This is a genomic window from Dyella sp. 01N448, assembly GCF_056399225.1.
This window is the reverse complement of sequence record NZ_JBFTQX010000003.1, coordinates 455,869-470,215: the sequence shown is the minus strand read 5'-3', so window position 1 is coordinate 470,215 and position 14,347 is coordinate 455,869. Positions and strand designations below refer to the sequence as shown.

14 protein-coding genes are annotated in these 14,347 nt (G+C 62.9%); 5 read left to right on the top strand and 9 right to left on the bottom strand.

What is annotated here, in order from left to right:
* Window positions 1-22: 22 nt before the first annotated feature.
* Window positions 23-373, bottom strand: coding sequence for a hypothetical protein (locus AC1DKY_RS06210; RefSeq protein ID WP_441604239.1), 351 nt, complete (start codon window positions 371-373; stop codon window positions 23-25).
* A gap of 223 nt (window positions 374-596) precedes the next feature.
* Here AC1DKY_RS06210 and AC1DKY_RS06205 point away from each other — a divergent pair, with 223 nt between their 5' ends.
* Window positions 597-1,649: an alpha/beta fold hydrolase gene (locus tag AC1DKY_RS06205; RefSeq protein WP_441604240.1), complete on the top strand. Its 1,053-nt coding sequence runs from the start codon at window positions 597-599 to the stop codon at window positions 1,647-1,649.
* Window positions 1,650-1,670: 21 nt separating this feature from the next.
* Window positions 1,671-2,036, top strand: a complete 366-nt coding sequence (locus tag AC1DKY_RS06200) for a bleomycin resistance protein (protein ID WP_441604241.1) — start codon at window positions 1,671-1,673, stop codon at window positions 2,034-2,036.
* An 85-nt stretch (window positions 2,037-2,121) separates the two neighbouring features.
* On the opposite strand, the gene AC1DKY_RS06195 is transcribed toward AC1DKY_RS06200, so the two are convergent.
* Entirely contained in the window at window positions 2,122-2,949 is an 828-nt protein-coding gene (locus tag AC1DKY_RS06195; RefSeq protein WP_477179888.1) for a transporter, read from the bottom strand.
* 175 nt (window positions 2,950-3,124) lie between these two features.
* On the opposite strand from AC1DKY_RS06195, the gene AC1DKY_RS06190 reads away from it, so the two are divergent.
* The gene (locus AC1DKY_RS06190) at window positions 3,125-3,313 is read left to right on the top strand and encodes a DUF1737 domain-containing protein (RefSeq protein WP_441604243.1); all 189 of its coding nucleotides are present in this window, start codon (window positions 3,125-3,127) and stop codon (window positions 3,311-3,313) included.
* Window positions 3,314-3,383: 70 nt separating this feature from the next.
* Here the strand turns inward: AC1DKY_RS06190 and msrA are convergent, their stop codons facing one another.
* A complete protein-coding gene (msrA, locus tag AC1DKY_RS06185; protein ID WP_441604244.1) occupies window positions 3,384-3,893 on the bottom strand; it encodes a peptide-methionine (S)-S-oxide reductase MsrA in 510 nt (169 codons plus the stop codon).
* A 573-nt stretch (window positions 3,894-4,466) separates the two neighbouring features.
* Here msrA and AC1DKY_RS06180 point away from each other — a divergent pair.
* Both AC1DKY_RS06180 and AC1DKY_RS06175 read left to right on the top strand, forming a co-directional pair.
* On the top strand, window positions 4,467-5,846 hold the full coding sequence (locus tag AC1DKY_RS06180) for an Hsp70 family protein (RefSeq protein WP_441604245.1): 1,380 nt from the start codon (window positions 4,467-4,469) through the stop codon (window positions 5,844-5,846).
* A 169-nt stretch (window positions 5,847-6,015) separates the two neighbouring features.
* Complete coding sequence (locus AC1DKY_RS06175) at window positions 6,016-7,377, top strand: DUF2252 domain-containing protein (protein WP_441604246.1); 1,362 nt, start codon at window positions 6,016-6,018, stop codon at window positions 7,375-7,377.
* 56 nt (window positions 7,378-7,433) lie between these two features.
* On the opposite strand, the gene AC1DKY_RS06170 is transcribed toward AC1DKY_RS06175, so the two are convergent.
* The 6 genes from AC1DKY_RS06170 to AC1DKY_RS06145 all read right to left on the bottom strand — a co-directional run bounded on the left by AC1DKY_RS06170 (window position 7,434) and on the right by AC1DKY_RS06145 (window position 13,970).
* Window positions 7,434-8,564, bottom strand: a complete 1,131-nt coding sequence (locus tag AC1DKY_RS06170; RefSeq protein WP_441604247.1) for an SRPBCC domain-containing protein — start codon at window positions 8,562-8,564, stop codon at window positions 7,434-7,436.
* Complete coding sequence (locus tag AC1DKY_RS06165) at window positions 8,561-8,944, bottom strand: ArsR/SmtB family transcription factor (RefSeq protein WP_441604248.1); 384 nt, start codon at window positions 8,942-8,944, stop codon at window positions 8,561-8,563. The genes AC1DKY_RS06170 and AC1DKY_RS06165 overlap by 4 nt, the downstream gene beginning before the upstream one ends.
* A gap of 123 nt (window positions 8,945-9,067) precedes the next feature.
* On the bottom strand, window positions 9,068-10,399 hold the full coding sequence (locus AC1DKY_RS06160; RefSeq protein WP_441604249.1) for a hypothetical protein: 1,332 nt from the start codon (window positions 10,397-10,399) through the stop codon (window positions 9,068-9,070).
* Between the two features lie 165 nt (window positions 10,400-10,564).
* Entirely contained in the window at window positions 10,565-11,677 is a 1,113-nt protein-coding gene (locus AC1DKY_RS06155; RefSeq protein WP_441604250.1) for a glycosyltransferase family 4 protein, read from the bottom strand.
* Window positions 11,674-12,381: a polysaccharide deacetylase family protein gene (locus AC1DKY_RS06150; RefSeq protein WP_441604376.1), complete on the bottom strand. Its 708-nt coding sequence runs from the start codon at window positions 12,379-12,381 to the stop codon at window positions 11,674-11,676. The genes AC1DKY_RS06155 and AC1DKY_RS06150 overlap by 4 nt, the downstream gene beginning before the upstream one ends.
* Window positions 12,382-13,301: 920 nt before the next feature.
* Complete coding sequence (locus tag AC1DKY_RS06145; protein WP_441604251.1) at window positions 13,302-13,970, bottom strand: glutathione S-transferase; 669 nt, start codon at window positions 13,968-13,970, stop codon at window positions 13,302-13,304.
* Window positions 13,971-14,347: the final 377 nt, after the last annotated feature.

The window sequence follows — 14,347 nt, the reverse complement described above, 5'->3', positions numbered from 1 at the left end:
TTCCTCAAACGGAAAGCGCCGCTTACGCTCGAAACGACCCACGCAACGCTTCGCGCATATATCGGACAAACGACGTTGTCTTGCGCAGCACGGCGCCTAGTGGATCATCAGACACGTAGGCTGTCCGAAAGAACTCCAGCAACGGGTCGCGCGAGATCACCAGCGCGACAATCAACTGCATTTCCAGCAGCGCGAGAAAAACGTCGATGCCAACGGAGTCGATACAGATCGCCGTGGGTACGGCTTCGGGGTGGCATAGGAGGGCCAACACCACGGCGGTAGTCGCCACGCCAATCAGCCATTTCCCTAGATCTTTGCGCCACTCGGCGGCCAGCGCTTCCGGGGTAAACCACGGCGGATCCAGCCAGGCCATATCCCTTCCCTGTTGGCAGCTAAGCGTGGGGCAAACGGCCCTCTCCCAGCGCCAGCATGGAGGCACTCGGCCGGCTACAAAAGGGGGCCGGGTCGTTTTGTATCCCAATGTATCGACAGGCTTGTCTGGTACACGAACTTTCAATTCCCCCGCGCCTCCACACAGAGCAGACACAGGGACATGGTCTTCTATGTGGGCACACCAACCCGCAGGGAGATGTTTCATGTCGGATCAGATCAATCAGCAGCGCCGGACCTTCCTGGGAGCAACGGCCATGGGACTTGCGATCGCCCCATTCGGCCTCGCGTCGCTCGCCAGTGCGCAGACGGCCAAACCGGCTGACACCACGGTCAAGCACAGCGTCACGGGCGGCCACACATCATTCAAGCCGCTGAAGCGCGTGAAGGCCGGCGTACTGGATGTGGCCTATGCGGAAGACGGCCCGGCCAACGGCAAGCCCGTGCTGCTCCTGCATGGCTGGCCATATGACATCTACAGCTTTGTCGATGTGGCGCCCATCCTCGCTGCCGCTGGTTATCGCGTGATCGTTCCCTACCTGCGCGGCTACGGTGACACGCATTTTCTCTCGGCGGACACCAAGCGCAATGGCCAGCAGGCCGCACTCGCCGTCGATGCCATCGCGCTGCTGGATGCGCTCAAGATCGACCAGGCCGTCGTCGCCGGTTTTGACTGGGGCGCCCGCACGGCGGACATCCTGGCTGCGCTGTGGCCGGCGCGCTGCAAGGCGCTGGTATCGGTCAGCGGTTATCTGATCGGCAGCCAGGAACTCAACCGCGCGCCGCTGCCGCCCAAGGCCGAGCTGCAGTGGTGGTATCAGTACTACTTCGCCACCGAGCGCGGCGAAGCCGGCTACGCCAAGTACACGCACGATTTCGCCCGCCTCATCTGGCAACAGGCATCGCCGCAATGGGCGTTCGACGATGCGACTTTCGCGCGCTCGGCCACGGCGTTCGACAATCCCGACCAGGTGGCCGTGGCCATCCACAACTACCGCTGGCGTCTGGGCCTGGCCGAAGGTGAGGCGCAGTATGACGCGGTGGAAAAGAAACTCGCCGCGCTGCCCACCATCGGCGTGCCGACGATCACGCTGGAAGGCGACGCCAACGGCGCACCGCACCCTGACCCGAGCGCGTACGCCAAGAAGTTCACAGGCAAGTACGAGCACCGCCTAGTCACCGGCGGTATCGGCCACAACCTGCCACAGGAAGCACCCGAAGCATTCGCCAAGGCCGTGATCGACGCCGATCATCTGTAAGCCATCGCCAAGGAGCGAGCCATGCCTGAGATCATCGCGTCCACCTTCGTGCTGGCCGTCAACGATCTGGAGATATCGCGACGTTTCTACATCGACAAGCTGGGCTTCGAAGAAAGCCTGCGCGTCGATGGCTGGTCCTTCCTGCAACGCGGCGCCTGCCGCCTGCGCATCGGCGATTGCCCGGACGCACAACCTATCTCGCAGTGCCAGGATCACTCCTGGTTTGCCTATCTGCACGTGAGCGATGCCACCGCCCTTTATCGGGAAGTGCTGTCGAAGCACGTGCCGATCTGGCATGCGCTGGACGACAAGCCATGGGGCATGCGCGAGTTCGCTATCGTGACGCCCGATGGTCACCGCATCGTATTCGGTGAACCAGTTCGCTGAGTGCTCGCACGCTAAGCGACAGCGCGGCGGCCGGCTGGATCGCATTCATCCCATGAGGATCTCGCCGCTCTGGTTGTCAGTCGGCTTACTGCGGAAACAGCAAGGTCACTACTGCGCGATAACCCCAGCCGTGCGGACTGGCGGCGCTGCTGGCCACCCAGTAGCGCACGCCGCCGGTAAAGCTCACCGGCAGCCTGCCCATCCTGGTCAGCTTGGCCACCGTGAAGTTCAGCGGCACCGCGGCTTGATGCGCGTGCCAGTCATAGGTGGACTCGGCATTTACGCCGTAGGTCCAGGCGGTAGGCGTGGTGTAGGACAGGAACGGCTGGAAGAACAGGCTGCTCAACGGAGCGCGGTCGCGATTGTTTTTCACACTGGCAATCGACCAGATCTGGTTGGTCAAAAAGCCGTATGTGAAACCTTTGGACTGCTTGAGCAGCACCAGCGTGGGTCCAAGTCCCCACTTCTTCGCACCCAGGAGATCATCCGTGGCCGTGGGCAACAGGAAGGCGGGACCGGCGCCCCAGATGATGCCGCCGGCGCCCGGTGCTTTAGGCGAAAAAAACAGACTCTGCGTGATATCGCCAATGCCCGACTGACTGCCGGCGCCAGGCGAGATGTCGGCCTGACTGGTCACCGGAAGTATCGTGCGGGAGATCATGTTCCAGTCGTCGCTGATGGAAATCGGCACCACCGGCTGGATGTTCATGGTCAGTCGGTGACCGCGTTCATCGGGTCCGATCTTGCTGTCGTAGTTGAACTGAAACGGCGCACTGATCAGCGACGCCACGGGGTTCGACAATTTCTTGGCCAGGTCGGCTGAGTCATTGCCCGCTGCCTCGTCCGAAGCAGACCGCGCGTGTGCGGCGAAGGAAAGCAGCGCAAGCGCCAACGAGAGATGTCGATATCGCAAGGCGCTCTCCGTCTTTGGTCCCTGTAGCCGGTACTTTCCTTTGCAGCCAGCAAGAAGTACATGCGGGGAAATACGGGATGAAACCAGGTGTTTCTACCTAGTGCGCGATCAGGCTGATCCACACCTTGCGTACACTCAAGCGCCGCAGCAACTGTCAAGTTCGAGGAGACTTCGCATGTCCAACACGCCACCCGATGGTCTACCGCGCTACCGCCTGCTCACCGGCAAGGATGACGCCGCGTTCTGCCAGCGGGTCTCCGAGGCGCTGGCGCTGGGCTACGAACTCTACGGGTCGCCCGCGGCCACCTTCAACGGCGAACATGTAGTGGTTGCCCAGGCCATACTCTGGCCCGGGCACGACTAGCGGCATGTCGCGCCTATGCGTCAAAAAAAAAGGGGCGGTCGCTTGGACCGCCCCTTCCATCACTCATTGATTACTGCACGCGCCGAGGCAGGGTCCACTCCGCTCGCGGGAAGTGGCAGGTGTAGCCGTTGGGAATGCGTTCCAGATAGTCCTGGTGCTCCGGCTCGGCCTCCCAGAACGGACCGGCCGGCGTGACTTCGGTGACCACCTTGCCGGGCCACAGACCCGAGGCGTCGACATCGGCGATGGTGTCTTCCGCGACCTTCTTTTGCTCGTCGCTGAGATAGAAGATCGCCGAGCGGTAGCTCATGCCCACGTCATTGCCCTGGCGGTTCCTGGTGCTGGGGTCGTGGATCTGGAAGAAGAATTCCAGAATCTGGCGATAGCTGATCACGCCGGGATCAAACACGATCTCCAGCGCCTCGGCGTGCGTGCCGTGATTGCGGTAAGTAGCGTTGGGCACATCGCCACCGGAATAGCCCACGCGCGTGGACAACACGCCCGGGTAACGCCGCAGCAAATCCTGCATGCCCCAGAAGCAGCCGCCAGCCAGGATCGCCGTTTCGGTTTTCGTGCTCATGTGTTGGTCCTTCCCATAGGTGACAGTGGTGCGCGGCGGGGCTGGCATGCCGTCGACAGACCCAGGTGCTTAGTGCCAGAAACTCCCCAACGCAGCTGACCTCCAATGTGGTGTTTGCCGCCGACGTTCTCAAGCGAGACGGCCGCGGACCTACTCTCGGCGATGAGGTCCAAGGCGGCGATGGGCCTGGGCGCCACTCAGCCACCATGAGCCGCGGGTAGTCCCATCCCTACGACACCCGTCCTGTGCCACATGGGGAATGGCGCATTGCGCGTGATGGGCGCACTGTGCACCCCGCTTCAGCAGATGCTCGCTCAGGCCAAAGACCCGATGGTGTCGACGGTCAAGCCGATGAGCCCGTTCTACGTTCAGCACGCCGGAAGGCGCACTGACGCCCGGCCGCGACATCGCACATGCTTATAACCCGGGGGTTGGGCATGTGCGATTGCCGCGGCGCTGCCGGGATACCGCCCCATTGAGCCGCGCTCGCAGATGGCATGAGACGCACCATCTCGGCACGCCATCGCCAGACCTGAGATAATGGTTGATTGCCCCTAAGCGCGCGGCTTCTCTATGCACATCGGCATCGACTTCGGCACCAGCTATTCGGCGGCCGCCGCCATCATCGGCGGCGAACTCACGCTCGTGCGCTTCGGCGCCGCCGAGCAGTTCCGCACGGCCGTGTATTTCCCCGAACTGGTGCCTGACCCGAACGACTTCGAGCTCACGCCCGAGCTGGAAGCGCAGATGGAAGCCCATATGCGCTCGGCCCGACTCGATCTGCGCCGACTCGCTGCGGCAGGCAACGAGGCGGCCCGCTCGGACGCCGACCTGCGCCGCGATGCCTTGCGCGTGGTCCGCCGCCAATGGATGGAAGAACAGGCGCGCGCGGCCACCGCCTCGGTCGCCAGCTTCCAGCATGCGCTGTTCGGCGAAGACGCGGTGGAAGGCTATCTGGAAAGCGGCGGCGGCAACCTCATCGAATCGCCCAAGTCGATGTTCGGCTATCGACTGGACCCGCAGGTGCGCAAGGTGATCGTGCACATTGCCACGCATATTCTCGAGCACATTCGTCTCACCGCCAGCCGCCAGTTCGGTGAAGCCGTGCGCGGCGCGGTGATTGGACGCCCGGTGGAATTCCGCAGCTCGATGGGCGCGGCAGGTTCCGAACAGGCCATGGAGATTCTGCGCGAAGCGGCGGCGGCGGCGGGTTTTGACGAGGTGAGTTTCCTGGAAGAGCCCGCCGCAGCGGCCATGCATTACCACAAGAGCCTCAGCGACCGGCAGCACGCGCTGATCGTGGACATCGGCGGCGGCACCACCGACGTGACGCATGCGGAGCTGGGTGGCGACGCATCGCCGTTCATCGCGCGCAATTGGGGCCTGCCCAAGGGCGGCACCGATCTGGACGTGGGCGTGAGTCTGCACAGCTTCATGCCGCTGATGGGCAAGGACATCGTGCGCATTCCGCAGCACCAGTTCGTGGAAGCGGCCAGCGTGCACAACCTGCCCAAGCAGCGCGAGTTCCGCAAACAGAACTATCGCCTGGTCGCCGCGCCCTATGGCCCACGCCTGCGTGCCCTGCAGGAACTGGGCGCCACCACGCGGCTCAATCAGACGGCCGAACGCACCAAGATCATGCTGAGCAGCGACATCACCCATCGTGCGCCGCTGGATTTCATCGAACACGGCCTCGCCGTGGACACCACGCGCAGCGATCTGGACACGGCCATCGAGCCCTTCCTCATCCAGCTGGAGCGCACACTCACCACCGTGCGCGACGACCTGGCCACCCTGCCCGCCAGCGTCTTCCTTACCGGCGGCACCTCGCGCTCGCCCCAGGTCAAGGCACGCGTGCAGTCGTGTTTCCCCGAGGTTCCGCTGGTGCACGGCGATCCGTCGCTGGGCGTGGTGTCCGGGCTGGCAGTGGCGGCGAGCGAAGTCACCGCCTGACCCGCTTCAGCGGACGCACTGTCGTTCGTCCCCATCCTTGACGACGTCGCAAGGTCTTGCCGGCCTTGCCAGCGTCATGCCGCTGTCACCCCGCATTGCTTGAATCCGCGGCGACCTTGTCCGGCGCGGGTGGTCCGCGCCTGGTTCACGCATCCGGGGGGATGACCCAATGAAGAAGGCCTTGTTGGCACTGGCTACGGCCGGCCTGCTGTTCGCTTCGGCTGCCCAGGCAGCCACGTCGCGTACCAGCTGGGTGGTATCGCAGATCTACAACACCAATCATCCGCTGGCCGCCACGGACAGCGCCGAACTCGCCACCAAGATGTCGACCATGGCGGCGAGCGCGTTCAACTTCTATCGCGGCACTGACCACATCTTCTACCAGGACATGACCACGCTCCCGGCGTCGGCGTATACGACGTCACAGACGGGTTTCACCTGGATCGGCGGCGATGCGCACATCGGCAATTTCGGTGCGTGGCAGGACAGCAGCGGCAACAACGTGTTCTCTGCCGACGATTTCGACGAGGGCTATCTCGGCCAGTACGTGTGGGACCTGCGCCGCCTCGCCACCAGCATGGTGCTGGCCGGCCGCGCCAACGGCATTGCCGACAGCGACATCACCACCGCGATCAATACGATGGTGTCGGCGTACATGAGCGAGATGAACGACTTCAAGGGCAGCAGCGACGAGCTGAGCTTCCAGCTGAAGAACGGCAATACCTCCGGCGCCGTGCAAGACACCATCAGCGATTCCAAGGGCGACTCGCGCGCCAGCCTGCTGAGCAAGTACACCCAGGTGAGCGGCAGCACCCGCACCTTCCAGACCATCGCCGGCACCCTTGCCGCGGTCAACAGCAGCACGTACAACGCCATCGTGGCGGCGATGAACAGCTATATCAGCAGCATTTCATCGTCCAAGCGCTACGCGGCCAGCTATTACCAGGTGAAGGATATCCGCCAGAAGCTCGGCTCCGGCGTGGGCAGCCTGGGCAAGCTGCGCTACTACGTGCTGATCGAAGGCCCATCGACGTCGACCTCGGACGATGTGATCCTCGAGCTCAAGCAGGAACTGGGCAGCGTGGTGGCAGAGGCCGACAACGGCCAGCTGCCTGCCGCCGATTACAGCAACAACGAGGCCAATCGCGTCGCGATGACCGCCAAGGCGCAGACCCTCAACGCGGACGTCTTGATCGGCTACGCCACCATCAATGGCATGGCCTTTTACTTCCACGAGAAGTCGCCGTTCGAGGAAGATTTTGACTACACCCAGCTCAGCAGCGCGGGCAAGCTCAACACGGCAGCCACGTATCTGGGACAGGCACTCGCCTCGGCGCACGCGATCTCCGACCAGGACTACAACAGCGCCATCGTGTCGTACAGCATCGACAAGCAGATTACCGCTGCGGTCAGCAGCACAAGCGGACTTCAGTCGGAATTGTCGACATTCGCTTTCAACTACGCGGCCCAAGTTTCGCTGGACTGGCAGTCGTTCGTGAGTGCCTATAACGCAGGCACGCCGCTCTATTGAGTGCTGCGAGGCCGGAGCAACGGCAGCGTTGCTCCGGCCTGCTTACTCATCATTCGTTACGCAGCGCTCGCCTTGCGCAACGGCGTGACGTTGGAGGCGGCGCGATCGCCCTCGACGGCAGCCTCCGCCGCGATGAAGCTGGGCCGTGCCTGTATCACCCGCATGGCTCGCTGCACGTTGCGATATTTCGCCAACAGGCCTGGGCCTTCCGGCGTCTGCGCCAGCGAATAGAGCAGCGGCGCGGCGAGATAGTCGGCGATGCACGGTGTGTTGCCGACCAGGAAATCGCGCTGGCCGTAGCCTGCATCCAACGTGGCCAACAGGCGGTCGATATCGGGCAACGCAGCGTCGATGATGGCGCGGTCCGGCTCGGGGCCCGATGGAAACATGTATTGCAGGATGAAGCGCGAGACGATGGCGTCGTAGCCGTAATCGTCCAACACGCTGTACCACTGCTCCGCCCTGGCGCGCGAGGTGACGCCACTGGTGGGCAGCAGATCCGGTCCATCGAAGGCTTCGTCGATGTAGCGCAGGATGGCGCGCGTTTCATAGAACTGCAGCGGGCCGTCGTACATGGCCGGGATGCGGCCGAACGGATGGATCGCATCGGCCTCGGCCGAATGCGGGGCCACCGACTTGAGCGCGTACGCCACGCCCTTCTCCGCCATCGCCATGCGTACGGCACGCACGTACGGGCTGATCGGACTGCCCACCAACACCACAGATCCGGCTGAGCCATCTGGATCGAGATAGTCCGCCAGCCGGTTGAAGACAGACGTCCAACCCTGGTTGTGGTCGTCGCGGATGGCCGCATCGGGGAAGCCGGTGTGGCGCATGTGCAGCTGCGTGCCGCCGTCTTTCTCGGTCAGCGTCACCTCGATCAGCGTGGTGCGCGCAGCGAGGTCGCCTTCGCCATCCCAGGCCCAGGTGTAGGCGAGGAACTTGGGCCGCTCGATCACCTGGTAGGTGCCGCTGGAGCCGTGCACGGTGCCGTCCTTCTTCACCATGGTGACGCGGTAGCGTCCGCCCACTCGCACATCGGTCGCCACCTCGCCAACATGCAGGCCGCGTGGGCAGTGCCATGCGGCAAGCGCGGATTCGTCAGTGAAAGCATCGAACACTTTCTCCCGCGGCGCGCGGATGAAGCGGGTCATTTCCAGCTCGAACGTTGCAGCTTGGGTGCTCATGGCTTTTTCCTCGGTACACGTGGGGCGCCTTTGCCACGCTTCTTTGCATCGGCGCGATGGGTCTGTTCGACAAACTCAACCAGTCGATCCAGGCTGTCTTCCCAATGACGGCGATAGGCCTCCAGCCAATCGTGCGCGTCATGCATGGGCTCCGCCCGGAGACGGCAGATACGCCAGCGGGCGTCCACTTCCCGTGCGATCAGGCCGGCGCCTTCCAGCACGCGCAGGTGCTTGGATATGGCCGGTGCCGACATGTCGAAGGGTTCGCCCAGCTCACCGACGGTGGCGTCGCTCCTGGCCAGGCGGGTCAGGATGGCGCGTCGCGTGGGGTCGGCCAACGCGCTGAAGGTGAGCGACAAGCTGTCTTGGGTAGTGGCCATGGTCGTCAATTAACCACTTGGTTAATCGACAGTCAAGCACTTTTTTGTCGCGACGGCGTGAACGCGCGATCGATGCAAGCCGCGGGATGGCGCTGGCGGCCACGCGCCGCCAGCGCGGGTCGATCAGAACTTGTACGAGATCATCACGCGGTTATAGGTGAACGACTCATTGCCCGGATTGAGGTTGGCGATGCCGCCCACCGAGCGCTCCCAGCGGTCGCGCAACTGCAGGCCTTTGAGCACGCTGTCCATGTTGTAGATGATGTCGAAGTACAAGTCGTGGCTGGTGCCGCGTTCGACCGAGTCGTACTTCGCGTAGGCCGCCACCAACTGCAGCTTCTTGTCGAAGAAGTTGTATTGCGCCCGGCCCTTCCATGCGTGGCCCGGGCCGATTTCGACCAGGCCGCGAATCATCGACGTGGTGAACAGGGGATCGGTCGCGTAGTTGACCGTATACGGCGAGATGAGCGCGCCATTGCCGACCGCACCGGATTCGCCTTCGAGCTTGTTGTACGAGAAGTCGATGCGGCCGTCATAGATCGACGTACCGATGTCCGCACCCCACGCTTGGGCCTTCACCCGGTCGCCCCCCACGCCCACCAGCTTGGTATGGGTCTGCACGAGGATGTTGTCGCTGCTGCTGTTCTCTTCGAGCGCCTGTACGGCGATGAAGGGATTGAACGGCGTGCCGGTGGTGAACGTATAGCTGCCGTTGACGTAACCCATTCGCGCGAAGCGCAGGAAATCGTAGTACCAGGCTTCGCCCTTGAAACCGCCGGCGGTGTAGTTGGTGCCAGCGGCCCAGGTGCCGTTGGCTTCGGGCGCCGTCAGCGGCAGCGCGCCGTTATTGCCGTACATCGAATCGCCGCTGTATTTCGACGGGTAGTACAGGTTGTCGTCGTACATGCCGTTCGAGGTTCGACTCTTCCAGCTGAAGGTGCGGATGGCGAAGATGTTCCAGTCTTTCAGCGGCGTGAATTGCGCCAGCGCCGCGTTGTACGACGAAGGAATCACGCGCGAATCATTGCCGCCCATCCACGGCGTATTGAGGTACTGGTAACCGCCACGGAACAGAAACCAGTCGCGCTTGAACTGCAGATAAGCCTGACTCCAGGCACCCAGCGAACTGTTGGGGCCCATCAGCGAGGTGTCGACCTTGGCGGGGTTGTCGTCCTTGGTGCCCAACATATTCGCGGTCACGAACGAGCCGCCGACACTGAAGCCACCCCAGAACGCGCCGGTCTGTGCGTTGATCAATGCCGCCAGTGAGAGTGCATGTGCGTCGGGTGTAGCCGGCGTGTCGTACAGTCGGTCGAAGTCGTAGAGACGCAACTCGCCATCGACGTGGCCGTTGGTGAAGATGTCGTTGAAGCTATTGTTATTGCTATTGCCATCGGCATGCGCGCCGGTCGCGCATACGGCGAAGGCCAGGGCAACTGCCAGCTTGCTGCGCATGTGTTTCTCCCCACGTAAGCGCTCGGAAAAAACGGACGCGCGCGGCCAACCCGCCGGCGCTATCACCTCAGAGTGTAGACGGTTTATGACAGTGAGATGACAGCGCAGCAAGCTCTCTTTATGAGCATTTGCCATGACCACATGGACGTAAGTTCTTGAGCCTGCTCAGGTGGCGATGTGATGCAGATGGGGCACCGGTGCGCCACCAAATCGCAGCAGCCATTCGAAATCTCGTGCGACTGCCACATTGCTGAAACACTCCATCACATGGACGCGCGCGGCGACACCCATGCGGCGAGATAGCTCGGGGTCGCACATGGTCACGATCGCATCCCGCCAAGCGGCGATATCGCCTGGCTCGATCAGCAACCCGGTGACGCCATCTTCCATGGTTTCCGGAATGCCGCCGATGCGACTGCCTAGCACCGGTACCCCGCACGACTCTGCTTCGATGGCCACACGGCCAAACGTCTCCGGTTCCACCGAGGGAAAGGCGAGGAAGGAGAATGCCGGGCAATAGCGCGCCGTGTCGTCCACCCAACCGGTGAAGTGATGCCGCGTCGCCGCACCGCCCTGCTCGGCCATGCCATGCAGCATGTGTTCTTCCGGACCATTACCTACCCACAGCACGTGCAGGCGCGGTTCTCTGGCCATGGCGGCATTGGCAGCCTGCATGAGTTGCGCAACACCCTTGCCGCCGTGCATGCGTCCGGCGTAACCCATCACCACGGCGTCTTCGGGTATGCCAAATTCGCGACGCACCTGCGCCTGCCGCTGCGGATCGGGACGATAGAGGTTGGTGTCGACCGGGTTATATGAGATGTGCACGAGATCCGGCGGCACGCCTCGCGCGAGGTAAGCATCTCTGGCGTATTCAGATACAGCGATGAAGCGCTGCGCCAATCGCGGCACGCCATACTCGGACAACTTGCTCATGCGCGGATTGCGATGGCGGAACAAGGCCACCGGCGTACCGGTGAGGCGACCGCAGACGATCAAGGGCCAGTATTCCTTGCCGAAGTTGCCCACCAGCCAGTCGGGCGCGAATTGCGCGATGCGATGAAGCACGGTGGCATAGCCGCGCACATCGAACGCATTGCGGAATGTGCTGGGAAAGGTGGCAATACCGGCCGATTGCATCCCTGCGCCGATCAGGCCATGGCGGGACACGATGCTTTCCACCTGATGCCCGGCCTGCGACAGCGCACGCGCCAAGGCCACGAAATGCGTGGCAGCTCCCGTGTTCTCGGGATTGGTTCCAACGAAGAGCAGCTTCATGCGCGTCGATCCTCATAACCGGTGAGGACCTTGGCTGCCACCTGCGGCAACACGTGATGGCGCGCCACCTGGATGCGCGGCAGGCGCCACAGATCGATCGTCGCGCTGGCACTCGCGCGCCCGCGATCCGTCGTCGTCGCGGCGACATAACCTGCGTCGCGCGTGGCATCCACCGCTCGATCGTCGTAATCGCCGTACGGGTAGCAGAACTGTGTCACGCCGACGCCGAGGCGATCTTCCAGCTCGGCCTTGCTGCCATGGATCTCGTCGCGCTGCTGTTGATCCGTGCACTGGCTCAGGCGCACATGCGTGCGCGAGTGCGCGCCCACCTCCATACCGCCGTCATGCCACGCGCGCAGTTGCTCGACGGACATCAGCGGCTTGCGGATACCGAGCTTCTCGCCGTCCCAGGCGTTGTACTGCCCGAGGTAACCACTCACCGCATAGCATGTGGCGGTGAAACCATGGCGACGCAGCGTGTCCAGCGCGGATTCGAGATTGTCGACGTAGCCATCGTCGAGGGTCAGTACGGCCACCTTGCCTGTGCGCTCACCGCGCAGGTAAGGCATCGCATCGGACATCGACAGGCCGCGATAGCCCAGCGCTCGCAGCATGGCCATCTGTCGCGAGAACTTGGCGGCCGATACATAGAGACTGCGGTAGACATCGATGCCGTCGGGCACCGACGCAATATTGTGATACATCAAGATGGGGAGTTTCACGACGCGCCTTCGGATGAAGTAACAGGGAAAGTCTGTGTCCCTGTTACTCCGCGAGAGCTGCAGCCACCTTTCGCTTGCTTGCACCGACTTGTCGCTTCACACAGCGTTTTAACTGCGTACGTCTGTAACTTACAAAGGACTTTCGCGAGCATGAAGCGCGGCTGTCTAGCGCGTGCTCGGCGCGTCGAACGATGGACGTCCATCTCGCATGAGACGGAGCGCTGCAAGCAAAGCGATGGTTCGTTGTTTCGAAAGATCCAACGAACGGCGCGTCGCAATCTTTACGCGATTTATATGCCGCACGCGGCTGGGCGATATCGATTCTTTACGAATCGCCTGACGACAATATCGACATGGCGATCCACACAAACCGCTCCCGCGCTATCGGATGGCGAACTGCCGGCATGGTGCTGTCGGGCCTGCTGTTCGTGCTCTCCATCGTTCAACTGATCTTGCGACCTGGCGATGACGCAGCTGTATGGCGCGGCCTCGCCCTGTCGTCGCTTTATCTGTTGATATGCCTCAGTCAGCGCCGCCTGTTCGCCCCTGCGCGAACGCGACACAACCGGCGACTGCGTTAGCAGGAACTCACGCTGTAAGCGGATTCGTCCCATCGGCGTTCTCGATACGGCCAGTGGTCGCATCGGCGTGCCGGCATGTCGGTGAGATCAGGAAGGCTTGCAGCCGGGCGGCCGCAGGTCGGGTGAGCGGGCAGCAACCATGCACCTGCGGCACCGGTTGCAAACCTTCCTGATTTCGTCGCATCGAAAGCGGCGATGACGTGGCGCAAAAAATGCGCTCTTGCGGGCAACGCCGTGCGCTTGGACAGGGTCCATCACCAACCCACCCAAACGCAGACCCCCGGCCAGCCCCCGCAAGAGCGCACTCTTTGAACCACGCCATCAGCCCAGCGTGTAGGGACCGCCACGCTCCAGCGCACGTCGATACGCCGGACGCTGCTGCACGCGCTTCACAAACGCGGCGATGTGCGGAAGCTTGCTGCGCAGTCCGCTGCGCGCCATGGCTGCCTCCATCGGAAAGCTCATCTGTATGTCCGCCGCGCTGAATTCACTGCCGACGAACCAGCCGGTCTGCGCCAGTTCGTTGTTGACGTAATTCAGATGCAAGGCCAGCTGCGGATCGACAAAGGTCGACTGCAGCCTGTTGGCGATCTGCCTCGCGATGGGCCTGGCGAAGAACGGCATCGGCGCCGAGGCAATACGCGACGCCACCAGCTTCAGCAGCAGCGGCGGCATGGCCGAGCCTTCGGCGTAATGCAGCCAATACGTAAAGCGGAGGCGCTCAGGCATATCGGGCAGCGGAGCCAGTCGACCGGTGTCGTAACGGTCGACCAGGTATTCAATGATGGCGCCCGACTCCGCCAGGATCTGCCCGTCGTCTTCGACCACCGGCGATTTTCCCAAGGGATGGATGGCGCGCAATGCCGGCGGCGCCAGCATGGTCTTGGGATCACGCTCGTACTTGCGCAGCTCATACGGCACATCCAGCTCTTCCAGCAGCCAGAGCACACGCTGGGAACGGGAGTTGTTGAGATGGTGGACGATGAGCATGGGTGCCGCCAGCGAGGTGAAAATCGGAGGCTAGCATGGCGGTGGATGGCCGGGTGTGCGGGAGAGCGCGGTGGCAGCAGTGAACAGAGTCCGTCGAATCGCTGCGCCGATGCTCGGTGACCAGGGCTTGTCTGTGGGAGCGCACCCTGTGCGCGACCGCCACGCCTGGGTGTATCGCTCCGTAGGCTTGTCGCGCACAGGGTGCGCTCCCACAAAGGACCGATCAGCGGCTTTGATGCGACAGCCGCGACGTACCCCTTGTAGGAGCGCACTTGTGCGCGACCGCGGCGCTGGGATGTATCGCTCCGTCGGCTGGTCGCGCACAAGTGCGCTCCTACAAGGGCGCCGCGTGGCCCAGCAACGTCGCGCGTTGTTCG

What these genes read in the sequence shown, in the direction of transcription:
- AC1DKY_RS06210 (WP_441604239.1), bottom strand. Translation starts at nt 373, where the DNA reads ATGGCCTGGCTGGATCCGCCGTGGTTTACCCCGGAAGCGCTGGCCGCC.
- AC1DKY_RS06205 (WP_441604240.1), top strand. Translation starts at nt 597, where the DNA reads ATGTCGGATCAGATCAATCAGCAGCGCCGGACCTTCCTGGGAGCAACG.
- AC1DKY_RS06200 (WP_441604241.1), top strand. Translation starts at nt 1,671, where the DNA reads ATGCCTGAGATCATCGCGTCCACCTTCGTGCTGGCCGTCAACGATCTG.
- AC1DKY_RS06190 (WP_441604243.1), top strand. Translation starts at nt 3,125, where the DNA reads ATGTCCAACACGCCACCCGATGGTCTACCGCGCTACCGCCTGCTCACC.
- msrA (WP_441604244.1), bottom strand. Translation starts at nt 3,893, where the DNA reads ATGAGCACGAAAACCGAAACGGCGATCCTGGCTGGCGGCTGCTTCTGG.
- AC1DKY_RS06180 (WP_441604245.1), top strand. Translation starts at nt 4,467, where the DNA reads ATGCACATCGGCATCGACTTCGGCACCAGCTATTCGGCGGCCGCCGCC.
- AC1DKY_RS06175 (WP_441604246.1), top strand. Translation starts at nt 6,016, where the DNA reads ATGAAGAAGGCCTTGTTGGCACTGGCTACGGCCGGCCTGCTGTTCGCT.
- AC1DKY_RS06170 (WP_441604247.1), bottom strand. Translation starts at nt 8,564, where the DNA reads ATGAGCACCCAAGCTGCAACGTTCGAGCTGGAAATGACCCGCTTCATC.
- AC1DKY_RS06165 (WP_441604248.1), bottom strand. Translation starts at nt 8,944, where the DNA reads ATGGCCACTACCCAAGACAGCTTGTCGCTCACCTTCAGCGCGTTGGCC.
- AC1DKY_RS06160 (WP_441604249.1), bottom strand. Translation starts at nt 10,399, where the DNA reads ATGCGCAGCAAGCTGGCAGTTGCCCTGGCCTTCGCCGTATGCGCGACC.
- AC1DKY_RS06155 (WP_441604250.1), bottom strand. Translation starts at nt 11,677, where the DNA reads ATGAAGCTGCTCTTCGTTGGAACCAATCCCGAGAACACGGGAGCTGCC.
- AC1DKY_RS06150 (WP_441604376.1), bottom strand. Translation starts at nt 12,381, where the DNA reads ATGTATCACAATATTGCGTCGGTGCCCGACGGCATCGATGTCTACCGC.
- AC1DKY_RS06145 (WP_441604251.1), bottom strand. Translation starts at nt 13,970, where the DNA reads ATGCTCATCGTCCACCATCTCAACAACTCCCGTTCCCAGCGTGTGCTC.